This is a genomic window from Kocuria rhizosphaericola (assembly GCF_044462205.1).
Lineage (GTDB): Bacteria > Actinomycetota > Actinomycetes > Actinomycetales > Micrococcaceae > Kocuria > Kocuria rhizosphaericola.
Genome location: NZ_JBISWK010000156.1, coordinates 1 through 17,314, shown reverse-complemented (window position 1 = coordinate 17,314; position 17,314 = coordinate 1). Strand labels below are relative to the sequence as shown.

The following is a 17,314-nucleotide window of genomic DNA, read 5'->3' as shown; positions in this document are numbered from 1 at the left end:
CGGACGGGCGGACGTCGGCCCGCCGTTGCGCTCCACCATAACGCGTCACCGCCGTCAACCCCCGCGCGGCGGCGGACCCGGGGACGGCGGCGGCCCCGGGCGGGGCGCCCGGTCGCCCGGGTCGCAGGCGGGTCCGGGCGTCCGGTGCCGGGCTCAGGAGGGGTAGCGCTCGGGCTCCGCGCCGATCGTGAACTCGCGGCCGGTGGCGGTCTCCACGTCGATGACCACGAAGTTGTACTTGAGCGTGGGCGCCCACGGCTTCAGGGGCAGCTCCTCCGCGGCGTCCATCTCCGCGCGCGTCTCGAGCCGGCGGGCCCGCCCGTGGACCACCACGGAGCGCACGACGTCGTCCTCCGAGACCTCGTCGATCTCGAACGCCACCTGGTCGTTGACGATGAGGCTCGAGAGCTTGGAGCCCTGGGCGGTGCGGAAGTACAGCTTGTGCTGGTGCACCACGTAGTTCACCGGGAAGATGTCCACGAGTCCGGCGGCCTCGACGGCGAGCCGCCCGAACGGGTGCTTCTCGAGGAGCTGCCAGACGGTGTCCTTGTCCAGGGTCTTGATGGGGTTCAGGTTGTCTCCGATGCTCATGCTCCCATCCTTCCACCCCCACGGCCGCGGCGTCGCCTCCTCATCCGCCCACAACTGCGCGGCCGCGACTCCTCGCCGCACGGCTCCTCCGCGCACGACGGTCGTCACGCCGGGGACGGCACCGCCTCCTGCGGCACGAGGAAGCCGTCGAGCACCAGGTGGCGGACCTCCTCGGTCAGCCGCTGCCGCTCCTCGCCCGCCCAGTCGAGCAGCGCGGCGAGCGCCCCGAGGATCTGCCGGGCGCTCAGCTCGCCGTCGCACGCCCCGGCGAAGCCCGCGGCCTCGCTCGAGAGCACCACGGTCCGGCGCAGCCCGGCCCCCTGCCGGAGCAGGATCACGCCGGGGTGCTCCGCGCCGGGGCGCTGGTGGCGTTCCTCGGTGACGTCCTCGGCGGCCACGAGCCGGGCGTCCAGCCAGTCCAGCGGGTGCGCCGCGAGCCAGTCGGCCCGTTCCCACGTCGCCGCGAGCGCGGGGGCGAGCGGCTGCTGGACCGGGTGGGGGACGTGCTCGAAGCGGCGGAGCGCGCTTCCGGTGCGGGACCGGGCCGGGCGGCGGAGGCGGACCATCCCGAAGCCCACGGCCTCGACGCCGCGGGCGGCGAAGTCGTCGAGATAGGCGCGGTAGGCGCGTTCGTAGTGCTCGAGGTCGCGGGACTCCGCCGCGTCCCGCAGCCACGTCTCGGCGTACTCCTCGGGGGTCGCCAGCTCCCGCTGGACGAACCACGCGTCGACGCCCTCGGGGAGCCACTGCTCGGGCCGCAGCGCCCAGCGCTCGGCTGCCGGCCGCGCGTCCCCGGGCGGCGGGGCGAGCACCTCCCAGTTGCCGAGCAGGTGGGCGGTGGCCCCGGGGGCCATGACCCCCGGCAGCTCGTGCACGAGGTCGGCCACGATCCGGTCCCCCGGCAGGCCGCCGTCCCGGTAGGTGTAGCGGTCCTGCGGGCTCTCGCCGGCGGGGCGCGGGGTGATGACGAAGGGCGGGTTGGACACCACGAGGTCGAACTGCTCGCCGCGCACGGGCTCCAGCAGGGAGCCCGCCCGCAGGCTCACCCGGTCCTCGAGGCGGCCGGGGTCGACGTCCAGGGCCCGGGCGTTGAGGAGCAGGTTGAACCGGGTGAAGCCCAGCGCCCGGTCCGAGACGTCGGTGGCGGTCACGTGCCCCGCGTGCGCGAGCAGGTGGAACGTCTGGATGCCGCACCCGGTCCCCAGGTCCAGCGCACGGTCCACCCGGCGGCGGTCGGTCGTCTGCGCCAGCGTCAGGGACGCCTGCCCGATGCCCAGCACGTGGTCGCGGCGCAGCACGCCGGGGCGCTGGGACTCACCCAGGTCGCTCGCCACGTACAGCTCCGTCCCGTCGTCGGACGCGTGGGGGCGCAGGTCCACGGTGGCGCGCAGCCCGTCGGCCGTCTCCTCGGCGAGGCCCAGGCCCACCAGCAGCTGCGGGCGCACCGGAGCGGGCTCGAGCACCTCCGCGGGAACGGTGCGGCCGAGCAGGAAGAGGGCGACGGTCCCGGCGAGACCCCGGTCCGGGTGCCCGGGCGTGCGGAGGGCCGGCTCGAGCACCCGCAGGGCGGGCACCGCCTGGTCCCGGGCGAGCGCGTCCATGGCGGCCGCGCCCAGCAGGTCCGCCACGCGGTCATGGGTGAAGCCCGTCCGGCGGAGGGCGTCGTGCAGCTCGGCCGGCGCCCGCGGGTCGTCGGAGACCGGGGTCCCCGGGACCCGGGAGAAGGCCGGCGCGGCGGCGGGGACGTCCGGGCTCATGCGACGCTCCCCGGCACGAAGACCGGCAGGGACACGGACACGGGCACGGGTGCCGGGGCGGCCCGGGAGGCGACCGCGGCGTCGCCGTCGGGTGGCGGGACGGTCCCGCACCCGGCCGGGCAGGTGAGCTGCGGGCACTCCTCGTGGCAGGCGGGGCACGCGAGGACGAGGGCGCGGCAGGCGGCGTCCGCGCAGTTGACGAAGCGGTTCGCGGGGCCGGCGCACCGGTCGCAGCGCCCGATCGTGACCGCGGCCGGGGTGAACGGCACGTGCATGCGCCGGTCGAAGACGTACAGGGAGCCCTCCCAGAGCCCTCGGTCCCCGCGCTCGCGGCCGTACTCGGCGATGCCACCGTCGAGCTGGTAGACCTCCTCGAAACCGCGGTTGCGCATCAGCGCGGAGAGCACCTCGCAGCGGATCCCGCCGGTGCAGTAGGTGACCACGGGCCGGGCCTTGAGGTGGTCGTACTTCCCGGAGTCCAATTCGGCCACGAAGTCGCGGGTGTGCGCCACGTCCGGGACCACGGCCCCGCGGAACCGCCCGATCCGGGCCTCGTGGGCGTTGCGGCCGTCGAAGAACACGACGTCCTCGCCGCGGCGGGCCACGAGCTCGTCCACCTCGGCGGGGCCCAGGCGGGTGCCGCCGCCGACGACGCCGCGCTCGTCGACCTCGACCTCCCCGGGCGCGCCGAAGGACACGAGCTCGTCGCGGACCTTGACCGACAGCCGGGGGAAGTCCTCGGCCGAGCCGTCCGACCACTTGAAGACCGTGTCCCGGAAGCCGCGGTAGGAGCGGGTGGCCCGGGCGTACTGCTTGAGCGCCCCGACCTCCCCGCCCACGGTGGCGTTGAGCCCGTGCGGGGAGACGATGATCCGCCCGCGCAGGCCCAGGCCCTCGCACAGGGCGCGCTGCCAGAGCATCACGGCCGTGGGGTCGGGGAGCGGGGTGAAGACGTAGTGCAGGACGATCCGGTGCTGTGCCACGGGTCCAGGCTACAAGCGCGGCGGGGCCCCCGGCGCCGGGCGGGACGCCGGGGTGGGCAGTCGGAGGCTCCGGGTCAGTGGCCCAGGTGGAACACGCGGCCGGTGACCTTCGTGGGGACCACCTCGACGTACTCGAGCTTGGTGGTCTCGACCCACGGCCGCAGCGGCAGCTCGTCCACCCGGGCGGTCTCCTCCGGGTCGGTCAGCTGACGGGCCGTGCCGCGCACGATCACGGACCACGCCTCCCCGCCCTGCGCCTGGTCGACCTGCACGGCGACGTGCTCGTTGAGCACCAGGTGCAGCAGCTTGGTGCCCTTGGCCGTGCGGAAGTAGATCTTCTCGTCGTCGGCCACGAGGTTGATCGGGGTGATCTCGATCTCGTCGCCGTCCATGGTGGCGATCCGGCCGAAGCGCGCGCTGTAGAGGTGCTCCCAGCACTGCTCCGGGGACAGCTCCGTGACCGGCGGCCGGTGCGCCCGGGCCTCCTTGTCGGGGTTGTGCCCGGAGATGTTCATGGGGTTGCTCATGCGGTCATTCTGGCACGCGGCCTCCGCGGACGTGACCCGAGTCATGTTCGTGACCGGCGGCACCGGGCCGAGCCCGTCACCGCACCCGGCCGGCGCCCTCCCCGGGCACGACGGCGAAGACGTCCGGCGCCCGGTGGCCCCCTGCCGCGAAGGCCTCCGCGACGGCGCTCCGGACCTGCTCCCCCTGCGCGGCGGGCACCAGGGCGATCGCGGAGCCGCCGAAGCCGCCCCCGGTCATCCGCGCCCCCACGGCTCCTGCGGCCAGCGCGGTGTCCACGGCGAGGTCCAGCTCGGGGCACGAGACCTCGTAGTCGTCGCGCAACGACGCGTGGGAGGCGGCCAGCAGGTTCCCGACGCCCCGGACGTCGCCGGCCCGCAGCCGCTCGACGGCCTCCAGCACCCGGCGGTTCTCGCTCAGCACGTGCCGGACCCGGCGGACGGTCTCCCCGTCCAGAGCCGACAGGTCCGCCTGCTCCGGGACGTCGCGCAGGGAGGCCACCCCGAGGGCGGCGGCCCCGCGCTCGCAGGAGGCGCGCCGGGCGCCGTAGCCGCCGTCGGCGTGGGAGTGGGCGACTCCCGTGTCGACGACCAGGACGGTGAGTCCGTGCTCGGCCACCGGCAGCGGCACGAGCTCGCTCTCCTGGGTGCGGCAGTCCAGGAACAGCGCGGCCCCTGCCCGGCCCAGCAGCGAGGCCGACTGGTCCATGATCCCGGTCGGGGCCCCGACGAACTCGTTCTCCGCCCGCTGCGTCAGCCGCGCCATCGCCGGGCGTTCCAGGCCCAGCCCCAGCAGGTCGTCCAGCGCCACGATCGTGGCGACCTCCAGGGCGTGCGAGGACGACAGTCCCGCGCCCACCGGGACGGTCGAGTCCAGCAGCAGCTCGACACCGGGCACCTCCACCCCGTCCAGGCTCCCCAGCACGTGCACGACACCGGCCGGATAGGCCCCCCACCCGGCCACGGCCCCCGGGGCCAGGCCGGGGACCCGGAACCGGGCCCGGGACAGCCCGGAGCCGTCCGGGTCGTAGGTGGAGGCCAGGTCGACGACGTCGGACGCGGCCGCCGCCCCGTCCCCGTCGCGCACCACCTCGTCCGGACGGCGCAACCGGACGGCGACCAGCGCGGAGCGGTCGATCGCGAAGGGCAGCACGTAGCCGTCGTTGTAGTCGGTGTGCTCCCCGATGAGGTTCACCCGCCCCGGAGCCCGCCACACCCCGTCCGGGGCCCGGCCGTACACCTCGGTGAAGCGTCGTGCGAGAGCGTCGGCCCGGACGCCGTCGTCGTGCCCGGCCGGTCGGTCGGCCTGCCGGCGGCTCATCGAGCGGCCTCCCGCAGACGGGCGGCGGTCTGCTCGGCGGTGACGTCGTTGATGAACGCCCCCATGGCGGCCTCGGAGCCGGCGAGGAACTTCAGCTTGTCCTCCGCCCGGCGCGGGCTGGTGAGCTGCAGGTGCAGCCACCCGGCCTCCCGGTCGGCGGTGCTGACCGGGCTCTGGTGCCAGGCGGCGATGTAGGGGGTCGGCGTGGCGTAGAGCCGGTCCACGCGCCGGACGAGGTCCTGGTAGAGGACCGCGAGCTCGTCGCGCTCGGCCCCGGTGAGCGCGGCGAGATCCGGGACCTGGCGGTGCGGGAGCAGGTGGACCTCCAGGGGCCAGCGCGCGGCGTAGGGCACGAAGGCGGAGAAGTGCTCCCCCGCCAGCACCATGCGGTCCCCGGCGGCGGTCTCGTCGGCCAGGACCTCGCCCATCAGGGCCCGGCCGGTGCCGGCCAGGTGCGCCCTCGAGCGGGCGGCGAGCCGCGCGGCGTGCGGGGCGGGGTAGGGATAGGCGTAGATCTGCCCGTGCGGGTGGTGCAGGGTCACCCCGATCTGCTCGCCCCGGTTCTCGAAGGGGAAGACGTGCCGGATCCCGTTCATGGCCGAGAGCGCCTCGGTGCGCCGGGCCCAGGCCTCCACCACCGTGCGCGCCCGCTCGGGGGGCAGGGACGCGAAGGAGCCCTGGTGCTCCGGGGTGAACACCACCACCTCGCACCGCCCGTAGGCCGGCGACGGGGCGCCCCACAGGGACCGCTCCCCCACCTGCCCCGGGTCCGGCAGCTCGTCCAGCCCCGGCCCCAGCGACGGGAAGCGGTTCTCGAGGACGACGACGTCGAAGTCCTCCGCGGGGATCTCGGACTCCCGCCCGCCCGTCGTGGGGCACAGCGGGCACTGGTCGGCCGGGGGCAGATGGGTCCGCGTCTGCCGGTGGGCGGCCACCGCCACCCACTCCCCCGTCAGCCGGTCGAAGCGCACCTCGCCACCACCGGACCGGGCGTCCAGGGGCCGCTGGTCCACGATGTGCTCCACCGGCGGGGTGCCGCGGTCGCTGAAGAACACGGCCTCCCGGCCGTCGGCGAGGTGGTGGGTCCGGTGCGCCAGGGTCCCGGCGCGTTCGGTGGGCAGCGGCAGTGTCATCGGACGGGCTCCGGTCGCAGGTCGGGGACGTGCTGGCTCAAGGTCTCGCGGTCTGCGGCGTCCAGACCGTCGTCGGTCACGACGGTGTCGACCTCCTCGAGACCGGCGATGCGGTGGAGACCGGACAGACCCCACTTGGTGGAGTCGGCCAGCACCACGCTGCGGTCGCAGCGCTCCAGGAAGAGGCGGTTGATCTCGGCCTCCATCATGTTCGGGGTGGTCAGCCCGTAGCGCTCGGACAGCCCGTGCACTCCCAGGAAGCACAGGTCCACGTGCAGGGTGCGCAGGGCGGCAGTGGCCAGCGGGCCCACCAGTGCGTCCGAGGGCGTGCGGACCCCGCCGATGAGGACCACGGTCTGGGCCGTGGCCGGCGCGTCCTGGAGCACGTCGGCGATGCGCGGGGAGTTGGTCACCACCGTGATGTCGGAGACGCGGCGCAGGGCGCGGGCCAGGGCGAAGGTGGTGGTGCCGGAGTTCAGCGAGACGGACATCCCCGGCCGCACCATCGCCTCGGCGGCGGCGGCGATGGCCGCCTTCTCCGGCAGCTGCAGCTCGGACTTGTGCGTGAAGCCGGGCTCGGCGGCGGAGGACCCGGCCGGCAGTTTGGCCCCGCCGTGCACCTTCTGCAGCTCCCCGTCACGGGCCAGTCGGTCCAGGTCCCGGCGCACCGTCATGTCGGACACGCCCAGCTCGGCGACCAGGTCGGTGACCCGCACGGCGCCGGCCGCGCGCACGCGGTCGAGGATCTCCCGCCGTCGACGGTCGGGAAGCATCTCGGACATCGTGTCTCCCGTGTTCGGCGGACGGTGCGGTGCACTGAGGACGCGCGGGCCCCAGCGGCCCGCTTCGTGTTCATTTGAACACACTGCCTGTGGAATAGTGTTGACCTGCGCCTGGTGTCGCCGGAGCACACCGTTCGAGCAGACTGGTCGGGTACCGAGACCGGTCGCACCGGGGCAACGGCACTGCCGTCCAGACGTGCCGTCGCCCGCCGTCGGCCGGTCCGTCCGCGGCGTCACCCGAGGAGCAGCCGAATGAGCACCGATCCCCAGCAGCAGGACATCACCGCCCAGCGGCCCGGCACCGGCAGCGGCGCCGGGGACGCCCCGGCGTGGTGGACCGATGCCGTGGTCTACCAGATCTACCCCCGCTCGTTCGCCGACTCCGACGGCGACGGCGTCGGCGACCTGGGGGGCGTCATCGCCCACCTGGACCACCTGCAGGACCTGGGCGTGGACGTCGTCTGGCTCTCCCCCGTCTACCGGTCCCCGCAGGACGACAACGGCTACGACATCAGCGACTACCAGGACATCGACCCGGCCTTCGGCACCCTCGAGCAGTTCGACCGGCTGCTCGCCGCCGTGCACGCCCGCGGCATGAAGCTGGTGATGGACCTGGTGGTCAACCACACCTCCGACGAGCACCCCTGGTTCCTCGAGTCCCGGTCCTCCCCGGACTCCCCGAAGCGGGACTGGTACTGGTGGCGGGCCCCGCGGGCGGGCATGGAGCCCGGCGCCCCAGGGGCGGAGCCGACGAACTGGCAGAGCTTCTTCTCCGGCTCGACCTGGGAGCTCGACGAGGCCTCCGGCGAGTACTACCTGCACCTGTTCTCCGCCAAGCAGCCGGACCTCAACTGGGAGAACCCTCAGGTGCGGGCGGCCGTGCACGCCATGATGCGCTGGTGGCTGGACCGCGGGGTGGACGGCTTCCGGATGGACGTCATCAACATGATCAGCAAGGACGTCGCCCCCGACGGCCACCTGCACGACGGCCCGCCCGTGGACGGGACGCCGTGGGGCGACGGGTCGGCCTCCTATCTCTGCGGGCCGCGGATCCACGAGTTCCTCCAGGAGATGCACCGGGAGGTCTTCGCGGACCGGGACGCCGAGCTCCTCACCGTGGGCGAGATGCCGGGCGTCACCGTGGAGCAGGCCCGGCTGTTCACCGATCCGGCCCGCGCCGAGGTGGACATGGTCTTCCAGTTCGAGCACGTGGGCCTCGACCACGGCCCCGGCGGGAAGTTCGACCCCCGTCCCCTGCGGCTCACCGACCTGAAGGCCTCGCTCGGCCGCTGGCAGGAGGGCCTTGAGGAGGTGGGCTGGAACAGCCTGTACTGGAACAACCACGACCAGCCGCGGGTGGTCTCGCGCTTCGGCGACGACTCCCCCGCCCACCGGGTGGCCTCTGCCACGTGCCTGGCCACCCTGCTGCACCTGCACCGCGGCACGCCCTACGTCTACCAGGGCGAGGAACTGGGCATGACCAACGCCCCCTTCGACTCGATCGAGGACTTCCGCGACATCGAGTCGGTCAACCACTACCGCCACGCCGTGGCCGGCGGCGCCGACCCCGCCACCGTGCTGGCCGGGTTGCGCTGGTCGAGCCGGGACAACGCCCGCACCCCGGTCCAGTGGACCGGCGGCCCGAACGCCGGTTTCAGCACCGGCACCCCGTGGATCCCGGTGAACCCTGACCACCAGCTGGTCAACGCCGAGACCGCCCGGGCCGACCCGGGGTCGGTGTTCCACCACTACCGGCGCCTGATCGAGCTGCGGCACACCGAGCCCGTCGTCGCGCTGGGGGACTTCACCATGCTGGTCCCCCACCACGAGCAGGTCTACGCCTTCACCCGCCGCCTCGGGGAGGTGGAGCTGCTGGTGCTGGCCAACGTCTCGGGCGAGGAGGTCCACGCCGAGCTCCCCGCCGGCTGGGCCGGCGCCGAGCTGCTGATCGGCAACCGCGCCGACGTCGTCGTCCCCGGGGACGAGGGTCTGCTGCGGCCCTGGGAGGCCCGCGTCCACCGGCGGACGCGGGGCGCAGCGGCGCAGGCCTGAGCCCGGGCGCGGAGCCGCCGGGACGGCGGTGGCACAATGAACCGGTGCCGTCCTCCGACCACGACTCCCTGATCCCCCTGCTCGGCCGCGGCGACGCGCCGGAGCAGGTGCGTCACGTCCGGGAGATCCCCGACCGGGACGCCGTGACGGCGCCGTGGCCCGAGCACCTCCACCCGGACGTGGTCGCGGCCTACGAACGGCTCGGCGTGCACGCGCCGTACCTGCACCAGGTCCAGGCGGTGCTGGCCCCCCGGCACGTGGTGGTCGCCACGGGGACCGCGTCCGGGAAGTCCCTGGCCTACCAGGCCCCCGTGGCCGACGCCGTGCACCGCGGCCGGATCGCCGCACTGGCGAACCCGGGCACGATCCACCACCCGGACGAGGCCACGGCCCTCTACCTGTCCCCCACCAAGGCCCTGGCCGCCGACCAGCTCAAGGGCCTGGACGCGCTCGGCCTGCCGACCCTGCGCGCCGCGACCTACGACGGCGACACCGACCCCGCGGAGCGCCGGTGGGTCCGGGACCACGCCGACGTGGTGCTGTGCAACCCCGACATGCTGCACTACGGGGTGCTGCCCAACCACGCGCGGTGGTCCCGGTTCTTCCGCCGCCTGAAGTACGTCGTGGTGGACGAGGCCCACTCGTACCGGGGCGTGTTCGGCTCGCACGTGGCCAACCTCATGCGGCGGCTGCGCCGGATCTGCCGCACGTACGGGTCGGACCCGGTCTTCATCGGCGCGTCCGCGACCTCCTTCGAGCCGCACGCCTCCTTTGCCCGCCTCGTCGGCGTCCCGGAGGAGGACGTGACCCCGGTGACCACGGACTTCTCCCCGCACGGGCCGGTCACCGTGGTGCTCTGGGAGCCCGAGCAGACGGACGGCGGCGGCGAGAACGACGCCCCGGTGCGCCGCACCGCCTTGGCCGAGACCGCCGACATGCTCACGGACCTGGTGCTGCACCGGGTCCGCACCATCGCGTTCATCAAGTCCCGCCGCGGCGCGGAGACGATCGCCCAGATCGCCCACCGCCAGCTGGAGGAGGTGGATCCCTCGCTGGCCCACCGGGTGGCGGCCTACCGCTCCGGGTTCCTCCCCGAGGAGCGCCGGGAGCTCGAGGAGGCGCTGCGGGACGGGCGGCTGCTCGGGATCGCCAGCACGTCCGCCCTCGAGCTCGGCATCGACGTGGCCGGGCTGGACGCCGTGGTCGTGGCGGGATGGCCCGGCACCCGGGCGTCCTTCTTCCAGCAGATCGGCCGGGCGGGGAGGGCCGGGCAGGAGGCCCTGGCGGCGTTCGTGGCCGGCGACGACCCGCTCGACACGTACCTCGTGAACCACCCGGAGGCGATCTTCGACGTGGACGTCGAGGCCACGGTCTTCGACCCCTCGAACCCGTACGTGCTGGCCCCGCACCTGTGCGCGGCCGCGGCCGAGCAGCCCCTGCGCGCGGAGGAGGTCGGCAGCTTCGGGCCCACCGCCCCGGAGGTGCTCGGCTCGCTCGTGGCGAGCGGGCACCTGCGCCGCCGGCCGAGCGGGTGGTTCTGGACGCACCCCGAGTCCGCGGCGGGGATGGTGTCGCTGCGCTCGGACGGCGGCGGGCCGATCCGGATCATCGAGACCGGCACCGGCGCGGTGCTCGGCACGATGGACTCCCCCCAGTCCCACTACCAGGCCCATCCGGGTGCCGTGTACGTGCACCAGGGCCGGACGTACATCGTGGACGAGCTCGACGAGGCGGGCTCGGTCGCCGCCGTGACGCGGGCGCACCCCGACTTCTACACCACGGCACGGGACATCACCCAGGTGAGCGTGGTCGCCGAGGAGCGCTCGGAGCGCTGGGGCCCGGTGACCGTCCACTTCGGCCAGGTCCAGGTCACCACGAAGGTGGTCTCGTTCCAGCGCAAGGCCGTGATCTCCAACGAGGTGCTGGGCGAGGAGCCCCTCGACCTCGAGGCCCGCGACCTGTTCACGAAGTCCGTGTGGTTCACCGTGCCGGGTGCCGTGCTGAGCGGCGCGGGGATCGAGGAGCCCGACGTCCCCGGGGCCCTGCACGCGGCCGAGCACGCCGCGATCGGCCTGCTCCCGCTCGTGGCCTCGTGCGACCGGTGGGACGTGGGCGGGCTGTCCACCGCCCTGCACGCCGACACGGAGCTGCCCACGGTCTTCGTCTACGACGGGCACCCCGGCGGCGCGGGGTTCGCGGAGCGCGGCTACGCCACGGCGGTCGCGTGGCTGCGCGCCACCCGGGAGGCGATCGCCTCCTGCGAGTGCGAGCACGGGTGCCCGTCCTGCGTGCAGTCGCCCAAGTGCGGCAACCGCAACAACCCGCTGGACAAGGCCGGTGCGGTGCGGCTGATCGACGCGGTGCTGCACGACGCCCCTCGCGCCTGAGTCCGCGCGGCGCACCGGTGGCCTCACGGAGCACCGGTGGCCTCCGGCGGACCGGCCCGGGACACGCCGCGGGCGTCCCCGAAGCGGGCGAGCGGCCCGTCGAGGGCCACAGTGGTGCGCACGTCGACGACGACGCGCTCGGGCTCCACGAGCTCGCACCGCTCGAGCCGCGCCCCGTTGTCCCGGGCCACGCGCTCGGCGGTGCCGCACGGATCGCCGGCCACGAGGCCACGGGCGGTGTCGGCGGCGGCGAGCGCCGCGAGGTCGGCGGCCTTGCCGGCGCGGTGGGTCGCGATCCCGGCCTGCGCGAGCAGCAGCACGGTCAGCAGGAGCACGCCCAGCACCAGGGTGAGGGTCAGCGCGTGCACGGTGCCGCTCCCCCGGTCACCGTCCCGGTCACGGCTGCGGCCGAGCCGCCGTGATCCCGTTCGCGCGACGAGCTCAGCCACCGTTCCCACCGGCTCCCTCCGTCGCGGCGGAGGCGTCCGCGCGCAGCTCCCAGCCGCCCCAGGTCCCGAGGATGCCGGGGGCGGGACCGGTGACGGTGACCGTGGCGGTCCCGGCGGTCCCGCCCAGGCGGACGGCGGCGTCCTCCCCTGCCACGCGCAGCGCCGTGGTGCGGACCACGGCGGCGCTCTCGCCGCGGGAGGCAGCCCGGGCGGAGGCCCGGGCCGCCTCCTCGTAGCGGATCAGGGTCATCCCCGCCGCGGCGGCCGCCAGGAGCACGGCCAGGAGCAGCACGAGCGCGGGCAGGAGCACGGCGGTTTCGGCGGTGACGGCGCCGCGGTCCGGCGGTGCGGGTCGTGGTCCGGGGCGGGACCGGGGGCGGAGCCGACGACGGGACCGAGGACGAGGTCGGGAACGGGGACCGGATCCTGGACGGGGACGGTCTTCGGTCATGGCGGACTCCTCACGGGGCGTGGCGCGTGGCCGCTCGGGACGGCGGCCGGACAGGACGGCGGTCGGACAGGACGGCGGTCGGACAGGACGGCGGTCGGACAGGACGGGAAGGGTCCGCCCGCGGGGTGGACGCTCAGACGCCGAGCGCCTTCTCGATGATCGCGGTCAGGAGCTCGCGCACCTGGCCGGAGGACAGCACCGCGGCCATGACGCCGCCGAAGGCCGCGGCGGCGAGCACGACCATGGCGTACTCCACGGTGGTCGCGCCGAGGTCCGCGTCCCCGGACCGGGCGAGCGGGCGGGGCGGGGCCCCGGTGGTCCCGCGGGCGGACGGCGCGGCGGGGCGGCCCCCGGTGCCGACGCCCGGGTCGAGCCCCGGGAGGCTGCGGCGCTTCCGGACGGGGCGGGGCTGAGTGATCTGGTGCTGGGACATGACGTTCCTTTCGGTGCAGGACGAGCAGGTGCAGGACGAGCAGGCGTATGACGGGCTGTACTGGGCGGGCTGCACTGGACGAGCAGGCGCATGACGAGCAGTACGGGCCGAGCCAGGGGGCAGGGACGGCGCAGCGGCGCCGGGCTGCGCCCCGGAGGGCGGGCGGGATCCGGTGGGAACGGGCGCTGCCGCGGCGGCCGGGGGCCCGCGGCTCCGGGTGCGGCGCGTCATCCGAACACCTCGGGGACGAGTCCCAGGACGACCGGCAGGACACCCCAGCAGACGAAGGCCGGCAGGGAGCACAGCCCCAGTGGCAGGACGAGCTGGACGGACAGCGACTCCGCGGCCCGCTCGGCCCGCCGGTAGGCGGCCCGCCGCACCTGGGCGGCCTGTGAGCGCAGGCTCCGGGCCGATGGCGCCCCGGAGGTCGCGGTGAACGCGAGCGCCTCGCGGTAGTCGGCCAGGTGCGTGGGCAGCTCTCCCGCCGAGGCCCACGCCGTGTGCCACGGGAGCCCCAGCCGCAACCGGGAGCCCACTCCCTCCAGGGCGGCGCCGGTGGCGTCCTCCCGGCTCCCGCCCAGCACGGCAACGGCCTCCCCGAGCGGCAGACCGGCGTCCAGCATGGCGGCGGTGAGCTCCACGAGGACCCCCGCGGAGACGTGCGGCCCCGGCGGGAGGCGGCGGGCCGAGGCCGGACGGGGCGTCCCCGGGAGCCGGGCGCGGGACGGGAGCGCGACCAGCACCACGGCGGCCAGCAGGAGCAGTCCGACGGCGGGAGCGGCGAGGGCCGTCATCGCGCACCCACGGCCTCGGCGCGGCCGATCAGCGTGCGCGTCCACATCCGGCCGAGGCACGTGAGCACCGCACCGGCCACGAGGGCGGCCAGCCCCCACGGCGTGGTGAGCAGAGTGCGCAGCGGGTCGACGCCCATGAGCATGCCCAGCCCGATCCCGAGCACCGGGAGCCAGGTCAGGATCCGGACGGTGGAGCGGGGACCGGCCAGGGCCGAGCCGCGTGCCGCCTCGGCGTCCAGCTCCGCCTCGAGGGCGTCGGCGAGACCGCCGAGCAGAGCGGCGAGGGGCGCGCCGGTGCGCTCGGAGACCGCCCAGCACAGTGCGAGCTCGGCCGTGCTGGCGACGGCCCGCCGCTCCAGCGGACGGTGGCCCAGCTCCGGGGCCGGCACCCCCGCCAGGGCGGTCGAGACGCTCAGCCCCAGCCGGGCGGCGGCCGCCACGGACGTGCACAGCAGCTCGATGTGCCGGCCGGTGCCCGTGCGGGGAGCCCGGTCCGCGGCGGGACCCGCGCCCTCGAAGGCGGCCGCGGGGGAACGGCCCGCCTGCAGCAGCGCCGCGAGCCGGCGCAGCAGCCCGATCCACTCGGCGGCCTCTGCCGCGGCGTCCCGGGTGAACCGGGCCCACCACGGGACCGCGGCAACCGCGCCGGCGACCGACCGCGCGACCGACCGGACGCGGTGGACCGGGCCCCCGAGCAGCACCGCCGCGCCCCCGGCGAGGCACGCGCAGATGGCCAGTGCCGTGCTCACGGCCGTCTTCCCGCGGGTTCTTCGCCGGACCCGGGAGAGCGGTCGAGCAAGGCGCACAGCCCGTCCCAGCCGGGGCCGTGTCGCACCCCGTCGGGGGTCCGGACCGCCGCGGCCACGGTGACGAGGGCACCGGCGCGGTCCTCGAGCAGGGACACGGCCCGCACCTCGCGGCGCCCGCCCGCGCGGGCCACGTGGACGACCAGGTCCAGGGCGCTCGCGGCCTGCAGAGTGACGGCCTCCCGGCTCATCCCCGCCAGGGCGCCGAGGGCCGAGAGCCGGGCGGGAACCGCCTCGGCGGAATTGGCGTGCACGGTGCCCGCCCCGGCGTGGCCGGTGTTCAGGGCGGTGAGCAGCTCGCGCACCTCGGCGCCGCGGCACTCCCCCACCACGAGCCGGTCGGGCCGCATCCGCAGGGCCTGCCGGACGAGCTCCGCCAGGTCGATGCTGCCCGCGCCCTCGGTGTTGGCGTGGCGCGCCTGGAGGCCGACCACGTGGGGGTGCTCGGGCCGCAGCTCGGCGGCGTCCTCGATGAGCACGATCCGCTCGTGCTCCGGGACGCAGGAGAGCAGGGCGTTGAGGACCGTCGTCTTCCCCGCCCCGGTGGCGCCGCTGACCAGGAAGCTGGCGCCCGAGCGCACGGCGCCCACGAGCAGCTCGGCGGTGCCGGGGTGGACGGTCCCCGCGTCCACGAGGTCCGGCAGGGACAGGGTCCTCGTGCTGCGGAAGCGGACGGAGAGCAGGGTTCCTCCCGTGGAGACGGGAGGGAGGACGGCGTGCACCCGGTAGCCGGCGGCCGTCTGGACGTCCACGCACGGGTGGGCGGCGTCGAGGCGGCGTCCGGCGGCGGTGACGAGGCGCACGGCCAGGGCACGCACCTCGGCGTCGGAGCCGAAGGGGGACGGGACGCGGCGCACCCCGGACTCGGTCTCGAGCCACACCTGGTCGGGTCCGTTGACGTAGACGTCGGTGAGCCCCCGGTGCGGCAGCAGCGGTTCGAGGGGGCCGAGGCCGGTCAGCTCGGCGCGCACGGCCAGCACGGCGCGCAGGGTGCCGGCGGCCCCGAGGACCCTGCCGCTCGCGTGCACGGCCTCGGCGATGTCGGCGTCCGTGACCGACCCGGGTGCCGCCAGCAGCCGGTCCCGCACGTCGTCCAGCAGGGCGGCCGGCAGAGCCGCCGGGAGGGCGGCCGGTGAAGCGGCCGGCAGCCCGGGGAGCGCGGCGCTCACCGGAGCGCCCCCACGGCCTCGAGCAGACCCGTCACGTCCCGGGCGAGCCGGCGGGAGCGGCCCGCCTCGAGCAGACGGCCCGTCTCGGCGGCCTCCGGCACCGCGCCGTGGAAGCGCACGGAGCCGGCGACCGGCAGCCCGGTCGTGGCGGCGGCGAGGGCGTCGTCGAGGTCGGCCACGTTGAGCCCGGCCGGTACCAGACGGGCCGTGGCGCCCGTCAGGAGACCCGCGGCCCACCGCGCGGCCAGCACGCCGCGCACCGTCCGGGGCGTCAGCACGAGGACCTCGTCGCACAGGGCCGCGGTGTCGGCCGTGCCGGGCCCCGCCCGGCCCAGGTCCACGACGACGAGGGACGCCGCCCGGCGCAGCGCCTCGAGCACGGCGGCGTAGGGAGCGGCGGCCCCGTCCGGCAGGGAGCGGTCCCAGGAGAGCCAGCGCAGCTGCCCCGTCCGGACCATGGCCGGCCACAGCTGCTCGGCGTGCACCGTCCCGCCGATCCGGAGGAGGTCCGGCCAGCGCAGACCGTCCTGAGCCTCGAGGCCCAGCAGGACGTCGATGCCGCAGCCTGCGCGGTCCCCGTCCACGAGGGCGGCCGGCCGGTCCTCGTGCGCGGCCCGGTCGGCGAGCCAGCACGCCAGCGTGGAGGTCCCGGCCCCGCCCACGGCGCCGAGCACGCCCAGCACCCGGCCCGTGCCGCCGGCGCCGGCCGGGCCGCCGGGACCGGCGGTGAGCAGGTCGGCGAGCCACCCGGCGGCGTCCGGCAGCACGGCCACGGCGCAGCCGCCGAGGTCGGCAGCACGGTCCCAGATCCCCGGGTCCTCGGGCCGCCCCACGAGCACCGTGCCCGGCCGGACCCGGCCCCGCACGGCGTGGCGCACGTCCACGAGGTCGGTGTCCGCGCTCGTGCCCGCCGCCGCACCGGGCGGGTCGGCCAGCAGGTCGGCACCGGCGGCGGCACAGACGCGCTCGACCGTGGCGCGCAGCCCGGCGTCCTCGCTGACGAGCCGCACGGTGCGCGCGCGGGCCGCGGAGGCGGGCAACGGAGGGGCCGGGGCGGGGCGGTGGGCGGCTGTGCTCATGGCCCCACTGTCGGGGCGGCCGGGACCGGTCCGTCCCGACGGTGGGTCCGGTGTGGACGGGGGACCGGGTTCCGACGGGCCCGGTGGCGTGTGCAGTCCGGGCACCGGCCTAGCGTGACGGACCCGTGCAGGACAATGGGCGGATGCACATCGTGGTGGGACCAGCGCAGGACGGCCGGGACGGGCACCGGGTCCAGGTCCTGACGGGCTCCGGCGCCCCGGACGGGCCCGGGATCGACGTGCCCGCCGGGGAGCTGGCCGCGTTCGTCGCCGATCGCGAGGAGACCGCCCGGCGGGACGGGTCCACCCCGCCGCGCTGGACCTGGGAGCGCACGGGCGCGGTCTATCCGCAGCTGCTGGCCGCCGGCACCCGGGTGGAGCGCTGCCACGACCTGCGGCTGTGCCAGGCGATCCTCGCCACCGCCGCCACCGCCCACGGGTCGGGCGCCGAGGGCCCGCTGCCCTACGAACCGGTGCTGGCGCCGCTGCCCGCCGACGAGGCGCCCGGGCTGCTGCCCCCGCCGTCCCCCGCCCAGGACCAGTCGAGCCTGTTCGACCTCCCCCGTGCCACGGGCCCCGGCACGGCCGAGCTGGTCGCCGAGC

Annotated in this window: 16 protein-coding genes and 1 pseudogene; 3 read left to right on the top strand and 14 right to left on the bottom strand. The window is 75.8% G+C overall.

Annotation, left to right across the window (positions count from 1 at the left end; translation table 11 throughout):
- Nucleotides 1-153 precede the first annotated feature (153 nt).
- The 7 genes from ACH9D2_RS15875 to ACH9D2_RS15845 all read right to left on the bottom strand — a co-directional run bounded on the left by ACH9D2_RS15875 (nt 154) and on the right by ACH9D2_RS15845 (nt 7,091).
- Nucleotides 154-591, bottom strand: a complete 438-nt coding sequence (locus tag ACH9D2_RS15875) for a pyridoxamine 5'-phosphate oxidase family protein (protein WP_396363790.1) — start codon at nt 589-591, stop codon at nt 154-156.
- A 104-nt stretch (nt 592-695) separates the two neighbouring features.
- A complete protein-coding gene (locus tag ACH9D2_RS15870; protein ID WP_396363789.1) occupies nt 696-2,348 on the bottom strand; it encodes a DUF7059 domain-containing protein in 1,653 nt (550 codons plus the stop codon).
- On the bottom strand, nt 2,345-3,331 hold the full coding sequence (gene trhO, locus ACH9D2_RS15865; RefSeq protein WP_396363788.1) for an oxygen-dependent tRNA uridine(34) hydroxylase TrhO: 987 nt from the start codon (nt 3,329-3,331) through the stop codon (nt 2,345-2,347). Before trhO ends, ACH9D2_RS15870 begins: the two co-directional genes overlap by 4 nt.
- A gap of 74 nt (nt 3,332-3,405) precedes the next feature.
- A complete protein-coding gene (locus ACH9D2_RS15860; protein ID WP_396363787.1) occupies nt 3,406-3,858 on the bottom strand; it encodes a pyridoxamine 5'-phosphate oxidase family protein in 453 nt (150 codons plus the stop codon).
- A gap of 76 nt (nt 3,859-3,934) precedes the next feature.
- Entirely contained in the window at nt 3,935-5,176 is a 1,242-nt protein-coding gene (galK, locus tag ACH9D2_RS15855) for a galactokinase (protein WP_396363786.1), read from the bottom strand.
- Nucleotides 5,173-6,309 (bottom strand): galactose-1-phosphate uridylyltransferase, encoded by a 1,137-nt coding sequence (gene galT, locus ACH9D2_RS15850; protein ID WP_396363785.1) that lies wholly within the window; start codon nt 6,307-6,309, stop codon nt 5,173-5,175. Before galT ends, galK begins: the two co-directional genes overlap by 4 nt.
- Nucleotides 6,306-7,091, bottom strand: a complete 786-nt coding sequence (locus ACH9D2_RS15845; RefSeq protein WP_396363784.1) for a DeoR family transcriptional regulator — start codon at nt 7,089-7,091, stop codon at nt 6,306-6,308. Before ACH9D2_RS15845 ends, galT begins: the two co-directional genes overlap by 4 nt.
- Nucleotides 7,092-7,343: 252 nt before the next feature.
- Between ACH9D2_RS15845 and ACH9D2_RS15840 the strand changes: the two genes are divergently transcribed.
- On the top strand, nt 7,344-9,143 hold the full coding sequence (locus tag ACH9D2_RS15840) for an alpha,alpha-phosphotrehalase (protein WP_396363783.1): 1,800 nt from the start codon (nt 7,344-7,346) through the stop codon (nt 9,141-9,143).
- Nucleotides 9,144-9,187: 44 nt separating this feature from the next.
- The gene (locus ACH9D2_RS15835) at nt 9,188-11,530 is read left to right on the top strand and encodes a DEAD/DEAH box helicase (protein ID WP_396363782.1); all 2,343 of its coding nucleotides are present in this window, start codon (nt 9,188-9,190) and stop codon (nt 11,528-11,530) included.
- Between the two features lie 23 nt (nt 11,531-11,553).
- On the opposite strand, the gene ACH9D2_RS15830 is transcribed toward ACH9D2_RS15835, so the two are convergent.
- The 7 genes from ACH9D2_RS15830 to ssd form a co-directional block, all read right to left on the bottom strand.
- Nucleotides 11,554-11,979, bottom strand: coding sequence for an Rv3654c family TadE-like protein (locus tag ACH9D2_RS15830; protein WP_396363781.1), 426 nt, complete (start codon nt 11,977-11,979; stop codon nt 11,554-11,556).
- Nucleotides 11,972-12,289: a TadE family type IV pilus minor pilin gene (locus ACH9D2_RS15825; protein ID WP_396363780.1), complete on the bottom strand. Its 318-nt coding sequence runs from the start codon at nt 12,287-12,289 to the stop codon at nt 11,972-11,974. Before ACH9D2_RS15825 ends, ACH9D2_RS15830 begins: the two co-directional genes overlap by 8 nt.
- Before the next feature lie 274 nt (nt 12,290-12,563).
- Complete coding sequence (locus ACH9D2_RS15820) at nt 12,564-12,863, bottom strand: DUF4244 domain-containing protein (protein ID WP_396363779.1); 300 nt, start codon at nt 12,861-12,863, stop codon at nt 12,564-12,566.
- 227 nt (nt 12,864-13,090) lie between these two features.
- Entirely contained in the window at nt 13,091-13,657 is a 567-nt protein-coding gene (locus ACH9D2_RS15815) for a type II secretion system F family protein (protein ID WP_396363778.1), read from the bottom strand.
- Nucleotides 13,654-14,406, bottom strand: a complete 753-nt coding sequence (locus tag ACH9D2_RS15810; RefSeq protein ID WP_396363777.1) for a type II secretion system F family protein — start codon at nt 14,404-14,406, stop codon at nt 13,654-13,656. Before ACH9D2_RS15810 ends, ACH9D2_RS15815 begins: the two co-directional genes overlap by 4 nt.
- A complete protein-coding gene (locus ACH9D2_RS15805) occupies nt 14,403-15,632 on the bottom strand; it encodes a TadA family conjugal transfer-associated ATPase (RefSeq protein ID WP_396363776.1) in 1,230 nt (409 codons plus the stop codon). The genes ACH9D2_RS15810 and ACH9D2_RS15805 overlap by 4 nt, the downstream gene beginning before the upstream one ends.
- On the bottom strand, nt 15,629-16,711 hold the full coding sequence (ssd, locus tag ACH9D2_RS15800) for a septum site-determining protein Ssd (protein ID WP_396363775.1): 1,083 nt from the start codon (nt 16,709-16,711) through the stop codon (nt 15,629-15,631). The genes ACH9D2_RS15805 and ssd overlap by 4 nt, the downstream gene beginning before the upstream one ends.
- 143 nt (nt 16,712-16,854) lie before the next feature.
- Here ssd and ACH9D2_RS15795 point away from each other — a divergent pair.
- Nucleotides 16,855-17,314, top strand: a pseudogene (locus tag ACH9D2_RS15795) (bifunctional 3'-5' exonuclease/DNA polymerase); the annotation flags it as partial.

Excerpts from the sequence above, each read along its gene's own strand:
- ACH9D2_RS15815 (WP_396363778.1), bottom strand. The coding sequence starts at position 13,657 with ATGACGGCCCTCGCCGCTCCCGCCGTCGGACTGCTCCTGCTGGCCGCC.
- ACH9D2_RS15845 (WP_396363784.1), bottom strand. The coding sequence starts at position 7,091 with ATGTCCGAGATGCTTCCCGACCGTCGACGGCGGGAGATCCTCGACCGC.
- ssd (WP_396363775.1), bottom strand. The coding sequence starts at position 16,711 with ATGAGCACAGCCGCCCACCGCCCCGCCCCGGCCCCTCCGTTGCCCGCC.
- ACH9D2_RS15840 (WP_396363783.1), top strand. The coding sequence starts at position 7,344 with ATGAGCACCGATCCCCAGCAGCAGGACATCACCGCCCAGCGGCCCGGC.
- ACH9D2_RS15820 (WP_396363779.1), bottom strand. The coding sequence starts at position 12,863 with ATGTCCCAGCACCAGATCACTCAGCCCCGCCCCGTCCGGAAGCGCCGC.
- ACH9D2_RS15870 (WP_396363789.1), bottom strand. The coding sequence starts at position 2,348 with ATGAGCCCGGACGTCCCCGCCGCCGCGCCGGCCTTCTCCCGGGTCCCG.
- ACH9D2_RS15875 (WP_396363790.1), bottom strand. The coding sequence starts at position 591 with ATGAGCATCGGAGACAACCTGAACCCCATCAAGACCCTGGACAAGGAC.
- galK (WP_396363786.1), bottom strand. The coding sequence starts at position 5,176 with ATGAGCCGCCGGCAGGCCGACCGACCGGCCGGGCACGACGACGGCGTC.
- ACH9D2_RS15860 (WP_396363787.1), bottom strand. The coding sequence starts at position 3,858 with ATGAGCAACCCCATGAACATCTCCGGGCACAACCCCGACAAGGAGGCC.
- galT (WP_396363785.1), bottom strand. The coding sequence starts at position 6,309 with ATGACACTGCCGCTGCCCACCGAACGCGCCGGGACCCTGGCGCACCGG.